The organism is Gilliamella sp. Pas-s27 (assembly GCF_009795865.1).
GTDB lineage: Bacteria > Pseudomonadota > Gammaproteobacteria > Enterobacterales > Orbaceae > Gilliamella.
In genome coordinates, this window is sequence record NZ_WTEW01000023.1 from 1 (window position 1) to 14899 (window position 14899).

Genomic DNA, 14899 nt, shown 5'->3' on the forward strand with positions numbered 1-14899 from the left:
CCCTATTTACGGCACAGTTCTTTAACCGGAATACCCGCTTCAGCTTCTTTTAAAATAGCGACGATTTGATGTTCAGTCATTTTTTCATAATTAAATCCCCTTTTACTTTTATCATAGAGAAATTTCTACTTTTTTGATGTACTATTTTAGGGGATAGTTACAAAAAAACTATATTATAATATTGGTTAAATTAATATTTTTAAGTCAATTACAAGACAAAAACGAGCTATTTCAGTTGTTATAATGACAGATATAAAAAAATAGAATTATTAAATTTTGAGATAGCGTCGTTAAGTTGACTATGAAGGTAGCTTTATTAATCAATGTCCAGATACTTTCGAAAATAAATTAATAATCACAACACCAAACATAATAAACCCCATACCTACTAAAGCTGCAAGATCCAAAGTTTGTTTTAAGAAGATCCATGCAATTAAACTTATTAACACTATTCCAATTCCAGACCAGATAGCATAAGCGATACCAACAGGAATGTTTTTTAATGCTAATGAGAGTAAATAAAACGAAGTACTATAACCCACAATGGTAATGATGGAATAAGTAAGGTTGGTAAATCCATTTGAGAGTTTCAATGAAGAAGTTGCAATAACTTCACAAATAATTGCAAAAAAAAGTAATAAATATGAGTTCATTCTAATGCCTATAATCTTTGTTACTTTATTTTGACATGAAAATTATGACAGAAAAATAAAATGGATACTATTAACGCTAGCAAAGGAAGATTTTTAAAGTTAGTTACAAAGGGACTCACTTACAACAAATTGATTAAAACAACATGTCTTTATCAAAAATCAACAACCGAAGTTGACATCCTTTAGCTATTCTAGTCTAGCATTTTCATGATTTATCTTTCCAAAAAATTTTTGCGTAGACTGTTTAAATTTGACTTATCATCACTTAACTTTTGAGCCTTTATTTGTGTGGAAATAGCCTAACACAAATTATTAATCTCAGACATGGATTACCGTTTTAGAAACAATCAATACATACAATAAATAATTAACTGCAAAGACGAGGTAACAACCTACTGGTACTATTACTAATATGTAACCAACTGATTTAAGAAATCTATTTTTACATATATATAATATAATTATACCAATTACAAAAATAGTAAAATATATCCACCAAAAAAATAGCATCGAAAAAAAAAATATTTCTACAATACTTAGTTGTTGAGACATAACCACCTCTATTTTAATCAAAAATTTTAATGTCTTTATTTCTCGTTAACGAGCGGATAAAAGTCTGAACTAGCTAAGTGGTGGGTTGTGAGGGGATCGAACCCGCGACCAATTGATTAAGAGTCAACTGCTCTACCGACTGAGCTAACAACCCATTGAAATATTTTCAAATCATTCTATATAAATTTAACTAATAATGCAAATTATTAACCTCATTTTATTTGTTAATTTTTTGACATAAATCTCATAAATATCAAAATTAGTATTATAATATTGATAAAATAAAATAGTTACAAAACCAATATCCTTACTTAAATTAAAAATTGTTGTCGAAAAATAAATTAAACCATCAATCATGATTAAATTTTGGAGACTAAAATGAAAATATCATCTATTGCAATGCTTATATCAATGGGGTTAGTGAACTGTATGGCTTATGCTCATACAGCTAATGAAATTATTGTTCGTGGTGGTCCCGTTTATGTTCATCCTAAAGATAAAAGTGATCATGTTAAAGTAGGTGGCGTAAAAAGTGATCTAAAAGCAAAAGCTGATAATGACACTCAACTTGGATTAAATTTTCAATATATGGTGACGGATAATTTTGGTGTGGAGCTATTGGCAGCTACTCCATTTAGTCATCAAGTTAAACTTGGTGGTGGCAATTCAACTGGGCTTGCAGGCACTCATTTAGGTAAAATTAAACATCTACCACCAACATTAAGCGCGGTTTGGTACCCACTTGATTCTAATTATGAATTCCAACCTTATGTTGGACTTGGTCTTAACTATACTTTCTTTTTTGATGAAAAGCTCAGTGGTGAAGCTAAAAAAGCAGGATTTCATGGCTTAGATCTTGATAGTTCTTGGGGACTTGCTGCACAAGTTGGGGCGGATTACAACTTAAACGAAAACTGGCTTATCAATGCACAACTTCGTTATATTGATATTGAAACCAAAGCAACGACACATTTAGGTAATACTAAAGTTACAGTTAATTATAAACTTGATCCATGGGTTGCAATGATTGGTGTAGGTTATAAATTTTAATTTAATCAGTATTAAAAACCTCTCAAGTGAGAGGTTTTTAATTTTAAAAAACTTAAAGATTTTTTATCGCGGTATACTGCTCTTGCAACTTGGCTTTATCGTCAATATAACCTTGTTGTTTTTCCTTTTCTTTCGCGACCACTGCGGCTGGTGCTTTATCAACAAAGCTTGCGTTAGATAGTTTGTTTTCAATACGAGAAATTTCGCCATTAATTCGCTCAATTTCTTTTTCTAAACGCGCAAGTTCGTTTTCTTTATTAATTAATCCAGCCATTGGGATAAGCAATTCAGCACCATCCACCAGTTTAGTGACAGATAATGGTCCTGCTTTACCTTCATCAAGTAAAACAATTTCGGATAATCTTGCTAGTGATTCAATAAAGTTGATATTATCACTAATAATTCGATGTACCGTTGGTGAGGCCTTTCTAATTAGTAATTGTAATGGCTTACTTGGTGCAATATTCATTTCTGCACGAATATTTCGCACTGCAATTACCACATCTTTTATCCAATTAATATCTGCTACCGCTTCGTCATTTACATGTTGTTTATCAAAAGCAGGCATTGGTTGTAACATAATAGTGTCAGCAGTTATGTGCATTAATCCTTTTACATTTTGCCAAATTTCTTCGGTAATAAATGGAATAATTGGATGAGCTAGGCGTAATAGCGCCTCTAATACCGTCACTAATGTATGACGAGCTGCACGTTGCTGTGATTGTTCGCCATTGGCTAAAATCGATTTGGTTAGTTCTAAATACCAGTCACAAAATTGGTTCCAAGTAAATTCATATAAAATATTTGCAGCTAAATCAAATCGGTAGGTATCAAATGCTTCACGATAAGATTTAACGGTTTGGTTAAATTCTGCTAAAACCCATTTATCAGCAAGAGAATAATCTAAATCTCCGCCATTGAATCCGCAATCGTGTCCTTCTGTATTCATTAACACATAACGGCTAGCATTCCAAAGTTTGTTACAGAAGTTTCGATAACCTTCTAATCGTTTTAGATCCCAATTGATATCTCGCCCTGTCGATGCCAAGGCAGCTAACGTAAAGCGCAATGCATCAGTACCATGAGCCTCAATGCCATTAGGAAACTGCTTTTGAGTTCGTTTAGCGATTTTTTCAGCCAATTGAGGTTGCATCATATTGCCTGTACGTTTTTCTAATAATGCAGGCAGAGAGATGCCATCAATCATATCTAAAGGATCAATTACGTTTCCTTTAGATTTTGACATTTTTTGCCCTTCTTCATCACGAATTAAGCCTGTAACATACACGGTTTTAAAAGGAACTTGTGGTTTACCCTGTTCATCTTTAATAAAGTGCATGGTCATCATAATCATTCTGGCAACCCAGAAGAAAATGATGTCAAAACCAGTTACAAGCACATTCGTTGGGTGGAATGTGGCTAAATCATCAGTATTACTTGGCCAACCTAGCGTTGAAAACGTCCAAAGCGCTGATGAGAACCAAGTATCAAGCACGTCGTCATCTTGTTTCAGTTCAATATCATCAGCAAGGTTATTTTCACGGCGAACCTCGGCTTCATCTCGGCCAACATAAACATTACCTTGCTTATCATACCAAGCAGGAATACGGTGTCCCCACCATAATTGACGCGAAATACACCAATCTTGGATATCATTCATCCAAGAAAAATACATGTTTTCATACTGTTTTGGTACAAATTGGATATCGCCATTTTTTACAGCATCGATCGCAGGCTCGGCAAGCACTTTTGCACGCACATACCATTGATCAGTTAGCATAGGTTCAATAACAACACCACCACGATCACCATAAGGAACAGTTAAATCATGAGGTTCAATTTTTTCTAAAATACCTAGTGATTCACATTCTGCCACAACCGCTTTACGAGCAGCAAAACGCTCTAGATTTTGGAATTGAGCAGGAATAGTTGGTTCGTAAGCATCGCTTGGTTCACCATTAGTATCAAACACTTCAGCTTGCTGACGAATATCGCCATCAAAGGTTAAGATATTGATCATCGATAATTGATGACGTCGCCCTACTTCATAGTCATTAAAATCATGAGCTGGCGTAATTTTTACGCACCCTGTCCCTTTTGTCATATCAGCATGTTCATCACCAACAATAGGAATACGACGATTAACAAATGGTAATATCACATATTGACCAATCAAATCTTTATAGCGTGGATCTTCAGGATTAACTGCAACCCCTGTATCACCAAATAAGGTTTCTGGGCGAGTAGTTGCAACAACTAAATAATCTTTACCATCGGCTGTTTTGGCTCCATCTGCTAATGGATAACGCAAATGCCACATTGAGCCTTTAACTTCTCGATTTTCAACTTCAAGATCTGAGATCGCCGTGCGTAATTTAGGATCCCAATTAACTAAACGTTTGCCGCGATAGATAAGGTTTTCTTGATATAGTCGAACAAAAACTTCTTTTACGGCGTTTGATAAACCGTCATCCATAGTGAATCGTTCACGATCCCAATCAACCGAATCCCCTAAACGACGCATCTGTTTTGTAATGCTACCGCCGGATTCAGCTTTCCATTGCCAAATCTTGTCAATAAAAGCATCTCGACCATAATCATGGCGGGTTTTGTTTTCTTCAGCGGCAATTTTACGCTCTACCACCATTTGCGTTGCAATACCAGCATGATCAGTTCCTGATTGCCAAAGGGTATTATGCCCTTGCATACGGTGATAACGAATCAAGGCATCCATAATTGTTTGTTGGAAAGCATGTCCCATATGTAAACTACCCGTCACATTCGGTGGTGGAATAGCAATACAATAACTTGGCTGTGATTTGTCACCATTAGGCTTAAAGTATCCGCTTTCTTCCCAATGTTGATAAATGGGTTGCTCAATTTCGTGTGGATTATAAGTTGTGTTTTTCATAATTAAAGCATCAATCCTGATCTAGGGCATAATAGAAATAACTTCTATTCTACAGTAAAATAGAAAAACAATAAATTAGCACAACGATAATCTAAGTGGATTTAATTTATCTTTAACGATCTTATGTAAATACCCCAAAAAACAGCACAGCAAAAAAGTAGAAAACTCTCTATGAGAAAAGTAAAAGAGGATTGAAACATGAAAAAGATGACAGAGCACCAAATCGTATCGATATTAAAAGAAGCAGAAGCCGGCCTTCCCGTTAAAGCGATTTGCTGTAAATAGGGTATGGGCAACTCAAATTTTTATAAATGGCGAGAAAAATACGGTGGTATGGAAAGCTCAGATATCAAACATTTAAAAGAACTCGATGCATAAAATCGCAAGCTTAAACAGATGTTTGCCGAGCTGAGTTTAAAATCCCAGCTTCAGGAAGAAATCATAAATAGGTGTTTGTCAGATTAAGTTTGCTATATGGTTTAAAGTTCTAGTATTTTTCTTTTTAGCTTGTCTCCAATTGGTTTTATTAAATAAGCTAAAAAATAACAAAGTAAAACTATAACTACATAAAAATAAAAAAACTGAAATCTATTGAATTCCTGAGACTGTATCTTTGATACCAGATAATATATTATTTGGTGGTGTAGCAAAAATGCCACGAATGAATATTCTGATAAAAATAATATGATTTTTTTAACTGCTTTAGGGATTATTATATTTTCATACAAACAGCAAATTATGACAAATGTCATTGCCCACATGCTAATTCCCCACATATTATATGTCCTGTAGTGTTCTTCTATAAATGTAAGAACAATTATGATATACAGTAACGCTATAAATGCTGTAAAGAAATTTGCTTTCTTGTTTTTCAATAATAATAGATCAATAATAAGTACACCTAGTAAAATTTCTGGTAGTCTAGATATAGGGTTCCAAAAAGGATCATCATTCCACAAAAGAAAATGCTCAACTACATAAGGCGTATTTTGAATGGCAACCAAAGATGAAATAACAATGATAGCAATATAAATATTTTTATTTTTTAACCAAAAAATGAACGGGAATAATATATATACAAGAAGTATAAAACCGGTGAACCATTCTCCAATTAAATAATAAGTATTTGGAACAGTTGAACCTAAGTATCCATCTAATGCTAAAAATGTTATTAAAAGTCTACCAGGGTCATTTCCTAGACAAACTGTTGAGAATGACAAAAATAAAAAAACAGCAACAAAAACATAACAAATCCAAAAATAAGGATAAATATTTGCGATTCGCTTTTTTATATAAACTTTTAAATCAAATTTGTTTTTTGTTGAAATATACAGTGAAGCACCTGAAGTAATAATAAAAAAAGAAACTCCAACTCCACCCAAATAATATTTATGGAAGTAATGACGATCAACTCCGTGTTGTGACAATGCGCCAACAAAATGCCCCGCAACAATCATCAAAAAACTTATTGCACGTATAAAATCAATTGAGTCAATTCTGGTGCTAGAGGGAATTAATTTTTTATTAATAGCTAAATTTGACATAATAAAAACTACTTATTTAAATTAAAAGTTTAACACATCTAATGCATTAGTAAAACACTATCAATCTTCAACCTACAATACTCAACAGCGTCTGCTAGCATCACAAAATCGGCGATATCATATTGTGATTTCAGTGTTTGATAGAGCACATAATTGTGATCGTCGTCGCTGTTGATAATGTAGCATTCGCCAGTGATTTCATCATTAGAGCTAAACAAAGCTAGCTTTCTTTTTTTTTGTAATTTGTTAAATTTAGCATGTAATGAATTTGGGAATAAACTAATATAAATATTCCAGAGCGTTTGTAAATTTCTATGTCTTGTGACTTGAGCCACTTCTTCTATTGCAAAACCCCATTCTAATAATCGGCTAGCGCCTTCTCGCCTCATGTCATGGTACCTTGAATCAAATACCTAGTTTATTTCTAATTCGCGGAAAATATACAGTTACAGATCTTGAATTATAAGGGAATATTAATTCATTGTTTTTAGGTTGTGATTGTAAAATAGTCCATGCTTCGCCTAGCAAGGGTACAAGCATATGATTTCCTATTTTTTTCTGGGATCTTTTCTGTTTCTAACTAGTACTGCTTTTTATTTATAATCTACATCATCCCATTTTAGAGAACATATTTTCACCTATTTGCGTACATGGCAATATTAAAAAATTCAAAATATCAACAAAAGGAATTTTTGAATATTTATGTGACTGCCGTTCTTGTAGTTTTTCAACAATACGATTTAATTCATCACTTATTGGTCGTCTTGCTCTGCGTTGGCTTTTTCCGATTAAATTCATCTGTATTAATAAAGGTCTCGCATCATCTACAATTGTTTTATCAATATTTATTCCATAAATAGGTCGCGCAACTTCAAGAATAGAACCAATATAGCTTATATCATGGTTGATAGTAGCTGGTTTGGTTCCTGATGCTGCTCGAGCCCTGCAGTGTTCAATTATGTGATGAGTTTTTTAGAACAGATAATTTTACATTTGCAATATTATTCTTTTTAACATGTTGAATAACAAATAATTTTTTTGTTGGATTTCGAGTTGATCTATTTTCGATACCCGATTTGTTCCTCATATTTTTGCTATTTGTTGTTTGCTAAACGTCTCTGACTTACGATAAATAATCTTGGCTTTTTTTCATTATAATAGTACAACGATATCGAGGTGTTCCGTCTGCACGGATACGTCTCTTTATGATATAATGGACCATAAATTGTTTACCCTAAATTATTTTGTCCTATCAGCGTGGGAGCCTGTGCGGGATCCTGATGATGAAAAAATATATCAAAATAGGTAAAAATAAGCAAAAATAATATTTCTGAAATAATCAGTAAAAACAGCTATAAAAATTGGTGTATCAATGCATTCAACAAAAAATAAATTTTCTATCGCTCCTATGCTTGATTGGACAGATAAACATTGCCGTTATTTTCACCGAATTCTAACAAAACAAACATTGCTATATACAGAAATGGTGACAACTGGTGCCATTTTATTTGGAAAAGGTGATTATTTAGATTTCAATCATGAAGAACATCCTGTTAGTTTACAACTGGGCGGTAGCGATCCCAAAGCATTGGCACAATGTGCAAAATTAGCGCAAGAACGTGGTTATGATGAAATCAACTTAAACGTAGGTTGTCCATCAGATCGGGTGCAAAATGGTATGTTTGGTGCTTGTTTAATGGGTAATGCAAATTTAGTGGCTGACTGCGTTGAGCAGATGCAAGCCCAGATTGATATTCCTGTAACGGTAAAAACAAGAATTGGTATTGATGATTTTGATAGTTATGATTTTTTATGTCACTTCATTGAAACTGTAATGCCTTATACTAGTACGTTTATTGTGCATGCACGTAAAGCTTGGTTATCAGGGTTAAGTCCAAAAGAAAATCGAGAAGTGCCGCCACTTGACTATGACCGTGTTTATAAACTCAAACAAGATTATCCCCATTTGATGATAGCGATTAATGGTGGTATTAAAACTATTGATGAAATCAAATATCATTTACAGCATGTTGATGGTGTGATGGTAGGTCGTGAAGCTTATCAAAATCCGCTTTTACTAACCCAAATTGATTCACAAATTTTTGGGTTAAATACCCCAGTAGTTGAACCAAAATCAGCAATTCGAGCGCTTTATCCCTATATTGAGCAACAATTAACGCAAGGGGCACAACTAAATCACATTATGCGTCACACTTTAGGGTTATTTAATGGATGCAAAGGCGCAAAAAAATGGCGACGTTATTTGAGTGAGAATGCTCATAAAAAAGGTGTGGGAATAGAAGTGGTTAAGCAGGCTTTAACGTTCATCCGATAATGATTCATATGTAGGAATTCCTCGCGTTGTTTACAGTAATTTGAGAAACGACTGTAATGAATATACATAAAAAAACAAAATTAACGCCTTATCGCAGACAAGAGATCGGGTGCTTATATCAGAAAAAATAGCTGTTACTGATTTGGCTAAATGTTTTATGGTTAGTCGTCCGACCATTTATAACGTGCTTTAAATATCAATATCTGATATTAATCTACTATTCTATACTGGCAAATTTATGACTTTGTACACTAAGTAGCCATTTATTATCCAAGCGATCTTTGTTGATTTTCCCCAATAGCTCAATGGTTTCAAACATATTAAACGCGCCATCTTTTTCGCACGGTGACAGGTAATAGCGTTTGGCGTGGATTTGGGTTTCGATATATTGGCAAAAATCGATAAAATCGGGGTGATTTTCAGCAACAATACGCACCTCGTTAGCGGTGGATTGAACTATTTTTTGGTAACGTGCTTGGTAGCAAAACTTAGGGCTAAGTGCAATGTAATCAACGAGTGGATTGACCTTACCAAGCCCATTGCTTTCAATAGCAATAAAATAGCCGGCCTCTTTTAATGGTAGTAACAGTTCTGGTAGTGCCTTGACCATTGTCGGCTCGCCGCCGGTAATGATAACGTTTTTGCTATTGTATCCGCTCACTTTGGCAAGCAGTGCGTCTAATGTAAAACGGGTAAACTGACGAAAATTAGTATCGCACCAAGTACAATTTAAATTGCACCCAGCAAAACGGATAAAAACCGCAGGCATGCCAGTATTATAACCCTCGCCCTGTAAAGATTCGAAGATTTCAACAATACGAAACTCAATCATATTAACTCCGACGGTATTCGCAATACGAAGTGGGTGTTTCCCATAATTTGATCATCGAAACAGGCAAATATTGCGACAGATGATCAAAAATAAATTGACTCATTCCCTCGGCCGTTGTTCGGCAAGGAAAGGCAAATATTTTGCGATTCATCTCTTGCAGTAAGGATGCAATACGGCACTCATTAGGATTATTTTGATTGTAAAGGTAAGCGTGATCGAGTGGATCAACAATATGCTGTTTAACGATTTGCTTTAAATCGGCATAATCCATGACCATATCTTGGCTTGAACCGCTATCAATAAGATCACCGCTGACTTCGACTAATAAACGGTAAGTATGACCGTGCAGATTATGACATTTTTTATTATGCCCATCTAACATATGACAGGCGTCAAATTGAAATTCTTTGGCTATTTTGAACATGTTGTATTCCTAGTTTTTTTGCGTGGGATGGGTTACGAACCACGGTTAGATAAGCTAACAAAATAAAAGGCGGCTACTATAATCGATAAATAGCAATTTGTCATCTTTGATATGTTATTGAGTGTGATATTTATTGGCAATTATTGGGTATTGAGGCTCTTTATTTTGGCTTTTTTAAGCATAAACTAGCAAAGATGTGTTGTACAAAATGTGTAAAAAATATTCTTAATTTGCTCTTGAAAATTATTCTTCCACACTCATTTAGTGATCAATGCAAATGGTATAAATGTGTTAAGCATTTTAACCAAATCTATTGCTCAGGAGATAAACTATGAGGTTAGATAAACTTACTAACAAATTTCAACAAGCTTTAGCTGATGCGCAATCGCTAGCATTAGGTAAAGACAATCAATACATTGAGCCTGTACATGTCCTATCAGCCATGCTCAACCAAGATGGTAGTAGCGTTGCGCCATTATTGAATGCAGCGGGTGCTAATGTAGCTATTTTACAGCAAGAATTAACGCAAGCGATTGACCGACTCCCACAAGTACAAGGTGTTGGGGGCGAAGTGTTGCCATCACAAGAATTTATTCGAGTCTTGAATTTGTGCGACAAATTATCCCAAAAAAATGGCGATAGCTATATCTCGTCAGAACTCTTTATACTCGCCGCTTTAGAAGACAAAGGCAGCTTAGGGGATATCCTAAAAAAATCGGGCGTCAATAAAGACAAATTTAGCCAAGCAGTCAACCAAGTAAGGGGAAGCGATAACGTGAACGATCCTAATGCCGAAGATCAACGAGGAGCACTTAAAAAATACACCATCGATTTAACTCAGCGTGCAGAGCAAGGCAAGTTAGATCCTGTAATTGGTCGTGATGAAGAAATTCGCCGTACCATTCAAGTATTACAACGCCGCACCAAAAATAACCCAGTACTTATTGGTGAACCGGGTGTAGGTAAAACCGCTATCGTTGAGGGGCTTGCACAACGTATAGTTAACCGCGAAGTGCCTGAAGGTTTGCGTAACAAACGTGTCTTATCATTAGATATGGGCGCATTAATTGCGGGCGCAAAATACCGTGGTGAATTTGAAGAACGCTTAAAAGCGGTACTTAAAGACTTAGCCAAAGAAGAAGGGCGCATCATTTTATTTATTGACGAAATTCACACCATGGTCGGTGCAGGTAAAAGCGACGGCGCCATGGATGCAGGTAACATGTTAAAACCAGCGTTAGCGCGTGGTGAATTACATTGCGTTGGGGCAACTACACTTGACGAATATCGCCAATATATTGAAAAAGATCCAGCGTTAGAACGTCGCTTTCAAAAAGTCTACGTTGCTGAACCAACAGTAGAAAATACGATTGCTATTTTGCGCGGATTAAAAGAACGCTACGAATTGCATCATCATGTGCAAATTACCGATCCTGCGATCGTGGCGGCGGCAACTTTGTCGCATCGTTATATCTCAGATCGTATGCTACCAGACAAAGCGATAGACCTTATTGATGAAGCCGCATCAAGCATTCGTATGCAAATGGACTCTAAACCAGAGTCTTTAGATCGCCTTGAAAGACGTATCATCCAACTTAAATTGGAACAACAAGCGCTTAAAAAAGAGTCTGACGATGCCAGTAAAAAACGTCTTGAAATGCTAAATGAAGAACTGACTGAAAAAGAAAAGGAATACGCATCGTTAGAAGAAGAATGGAAATCTGAAAAGGCCGCTGTTTCGGGGACGCAAAATATTAAAGCCGAGTTAGAAAAGGCACGCACCGAAATAGAACAAGCACGCCGAGCAGGCGATCTCAGTAAAATGTCCGAATTACAATACGGCAAAATACCAGAGCTTGAAAAAAAACTCGCCTCGGCAACGCAGTTAGAAGGCAAAACCATGAAGTTATTGCGTAACAAAGTCACCGATAACGAAATTGCTGAAGTGTTATCAAAAGCAACAGGCATTCCTGTTTCAAGAATGCTCGAAAGCGAAAAAGACAAGCTATTACATATGGAAGATGCGCTACACAAACGTGTTATTGGGCAACAAGAAGCCGTTGTTGCTGTTGCTAATGCGATTCGACGTAGTCGTGCTGGGTTGTCAGACCCGAACAAACCAATTGGATCATTCCTATTTTTAGGACCAACGGGTGTCGGTAAAACCGAACTATGCAAATCGCTTGCTAACTTTATGTTTGACAGCGAAGATGCTATGGTGCGAATTGATATGTCCGAATTTATGGAAAAGCACTCAGTCGCACGTTTAATTGGTGCACCTCCGGGTTATGTGGGTTATGAAGAAGGGGGGTATTTAACTGAGGCGGTAAGACGTCGCCCTTATTCGGTCGTTTTACTTGACGAAGTTGAAAAAGCGCACCCAGATGTGTTTAATATCTTACTACAGGTGTTAGACGATGGACGCTTAACCGATGGGCAAGGCCGTACCGTTGATTTCCGTAACACGGTTATCATCATGACATCAAACTTAGGTTCTGATTTAATTCAAGGTCAAGCAGAACTAAGTTATGACGAAATGAAAGCGCTGGTTATGACTGTTGTCACTAAACACTTTAGACCAGAATTTATCAATCGAATTGATGAAACCGTCGTGTTCCATCCACTTGGACAAGAAAACATCAAAGCGATTGCCAAAATTCAATTAGCACACGTTGAAAAACGTTTAGATGAACGTGGTTACCAAATGGATATTTCTGACGCGGCATTAGAACATCTTGCCAAAGTGGGCTTTGACCCAATTTATGGTGCAAGACCACTAAAACGCGCAATACAACAAGAGATCGAAAATCCATTAGCGCAACAAATATTGTCAGGCAAATTAGTTCCGGGTAAAACCATCCATCTGGATTTAGTCGGCGACAATATCGAAGCGAAACAGCAATAACACATCAAACAACAAACCGACCTAAGCGGTCGGTTTTTTATGCCATCAAACTAATGGCGAACAATACTAAATAAAACCACAGACCAAAAAAGTTGGTCAGGAAAGGTATTGATTTTATTGAAGTTTTTTGCTAACTGCTTTTAACCAAAAACCGCCCGCAACCACCACTGCACTTTTACCTACTATCTTTATAATAACCGCTTAATAATCCTATCCACCTTGATGCGACTTAGTCGCTTTATCAACTTATGAACCTGACTTGGATAAAACTGGCTCGCTTGGATTTGTTGAAAATGCGTTATCAACGTAGTTTTTTGACGGATGGTGTTCAGTTCTTGGTTGAACTTGTCACTTAATTCTTGTTTTGGATCATGCACTAATATGCCGTTTTCAAGGTCAAGACGCCATGCTCGTGGATTTAGGTTGTTGCCCGTTATGAGTACCCATTTGTCATCCACCCAGATACCTTTTAGGTGATAGGTTTGCGCTTCGTCTTTCCATAATCTTATGGTCAGTTGTTCTTTATCGATAAAATTTTGTAGGCGTTCAATAAAGTGTCTTAAGTTGATTTCGTATAAATAAGGGAGTCCACCCGATATGTTAAAGGGTTGGTCAGGTGGGATGTAGAAGTCGTTGGCTTCTTTATCGCCAATAATTAATTCAACTTGACGCCCTTTGCGTAGCAGACGAATAATGTCGCGTACTAGGATATTAGGTAAATTAAAATACGGCGTGCAAAAAGTAATTTTTTGTTCGGTTATGTTGATTAAGTGATGAATGATTTTGTTGAGCGAGTTATTGCGCCCAAGCCCCATTATTGGTGCAACCGATAAGGTGTCGTTGTCGGCATTACCGTTATATTGGTAGTTGGCATCCATTAAGTGTTGGCGCAAGGTTTTGATTTCGGATTTGATTTGTTTGCGTGTTTTGTGTGTGCCAGTGTTAAGTAACTGTATAGCTTGATACGGCATAAAGTGGTCGTTGATAAATTGCACCATGCTATCGGCTAATAGCGGATTAGTGATAAAGTGATAGCGGTCGTAACGGTATTTTTCACGCTTGTGTAAGTAGACGTTATTGATGCTTGCGCCACTGTAGATGACCGTATCATCAATAATAAAGCCTTTTAAATGCAATACACCAAGTACTTCGCGACGGTTTACAGGAACACCATAAATCGGAATGTCGATCTCTGGGTGCTGTTGCTTTAGTTGGTAGTAATAGTTGGCGTTGGTGTGGGCTTTGTCTTCGCCAATTCGTCCACGTTGTGCACGGTGCCAGTCAACAAATATTTTGATATCTAAGTTTGGGCGTTGTTGTTTGATTTGGTATAGTTCGTTAAGAATTTCTTTGCCAGCTTCGTCTTGTTCTAGATAGAGTGCAACTATGTAAATACGATGTTGAGCTTGTTTTATGCTTTCGAGTAAAGCCAGTCGATAGGCTTTAGGATTATATATAATTTGGTATTGATCTGCATTTTGTTGAATTTTGGCTAATTCATCAAGATGTTTTTGGTGATTGTATTTTATAAATGGTATTCGCATAATTTGTTTATCATTATAACTGACTAGTTATGTTAGGATTTTATCTAACAAAATCTGAATAAGTCAGTAAAAATAACGCTCCTTTTTATTTATATGCATTTTTACTTAGTCACTTTTGGGTAAGTGACTATTTGTTGTTTGTGTCACTT

Annotated in this window: 9 protein-coding genes, 1 tRNA gene, 1 pseudogene and 1 riboswitch; of the genes and pseudogenes, 3 read left to right on the forward strand and 8 right to left on the reverse strand. The window is 36.0% G+C overall.

The features are described from left to right. Positions 1-320: 320 nt before the first annotated feature. Positions 321-653: a multidrug efflux SMR transporter gene (locus GQ589_RS09245; RefSeq protein WP_160411676.1), complete on the reverse strand. Its 333-nt coding sequence runs from the start codon at positions 651-653 to the stop codon at positions 321-323. Positions 654-1283: 630 nt separating this feature from the next. Then, a tRNA-Lys gene (locus GQ589_RS09250) sits at positions 1284-1359 on the reverse strand. A gap of 224 nt (positions 1360-1583) precedes the next feature. Between GQ589_RS09250 and GQ589_RS09255 the strand changes: the two genes are divergently transcribed. Further along, the gene (locus GQ589_RS09255) at positions 1584-2255 is read left to right on the forward strand and encodes an OmpW family protein (RefSeq protein ID WP_160425777.1); all 672 of its coding nucleotides are present in this window, start codon (positions 1584-1586) and stop codon (positions 2253-2255) included. Positions 2256-2307: 52 nt separating this feature from the next. On the opposite strand, the gene GQ589_RS09260 is transcribed toward GQ589_RS09255, so the two are convergent. The 3 genes and pseudogenes from GQ589_RS09260 to GQ589_RS12580 form a co-directional block, all read right to left on the reverse strand. Then, positions 2308-5166, reverse strand: coding sequence for a valine--tRNA ligase (locus GQ589_RS09260; RefSeq protein WP_160425779.1), 2859 nt, complete (start codon positions 5164-5166; stop codon positions 2308-2310). A 479-nt stretch (positions 5167-5645) separates the two neighbouring features. Next, complete coding sequence (locus GQ589_RS09265) at positions 5646-6710, reverse strand: acyltransferase (RefSeq protein ID WP_160425781.1); 1065 nt, start codon at positions 6708-6710, stop codon at positions 5646-5648. A 215-nt stretch (positions 6711-6925) separates the two neighbouring features. Continuing rightward, positions 6926-7932: pseudogene (locus tag GQ589_RS12580) on the reverse strand (tyrosine-type recombinase/integrase); the annotation flags it as partial. Between the two features lie 150 nt (positions 7933-8082). On the opposite strand from GQ589_RS12580, the gene dusA reads away from it, so the two are divergent. After that, positions 8083-9045 carry a tRNA dihydrouridine(20/20a) synthase DusA gene (dusA, locus tag GQ589_RS09275; RefSeq protein WP_160425783.1) on the forward strand — a complete coding sequence of 321 codons (963 nt, stop codon included), beginning with the start codon at positions 8083-8085 and terminating at the stop codon, positions 9043-9045. 217 nt (positions 9046-9262) lie between these two features. Here the strand turns inward: dusA and GQ589_RS09280 are convergent, their stop codons facing one another. Together GQ589_RS09280 and queD are read right to left on the reverse strand one after the other, a co-directional pair. Further along, a complete protein-coding gene (locus GQ589_RS09280; protein ID WP_160425785.1) occupies positions 9263-9877 on the reverse strand; it encodes a 7-carboxy-7-deazaguanine synthase QueE in 615 nt (204 codons plus the stop codon). A 1-nt stretch (position 9878) separates the two neighbouring features. After that, a complete protein-coding gene (gene queD, locus GQ589_RS09285; protein ID WP_160425787.1) occupies positions 9879-10301 on the reverse strand; it encodes a 6-carboxytetrahydropterin synthase QueD in 423 nt (140 codons plus the stop codon). Between the two features lie 3 nt (positions 10302-10304). Next, positions 10305-10350, reverse strand: a riboswitch (PreQ1 riboswitch). A gap of 282 nt (positions 10351-10632) precedes the next feature. Between queD and clpB the strand changes: the two genes are divergently transcribed. After that, entirely contained in the window at positions 10633-13206 is a 2574-nt protein-coding gene (gene clpB, locus GQ589_RS09290; RefSeq protein WP_160425789.1) for an ATP-dependent chaperone ClpB, read from the forward strand. A 188-nt stretch (positions 13207-13394) separates the two neighbouring features. Here clpB and pssA read toward each other — a convergent pair whose 3' ends face one another. Beyond that, positions 13395-14750, reverse strand: coding sequence for a CDP-diacylglycerol--serine O-phosphatidyltransferase (gene pssA, locus GQ589_RS09295; protein WP_160400933.1), 1356 nt, complete (start codon positions 14748-14750; stop codon positions 13395-13397). Between the last annotated feature and the right edge of the window lie 149 nt (positions 14751-14899).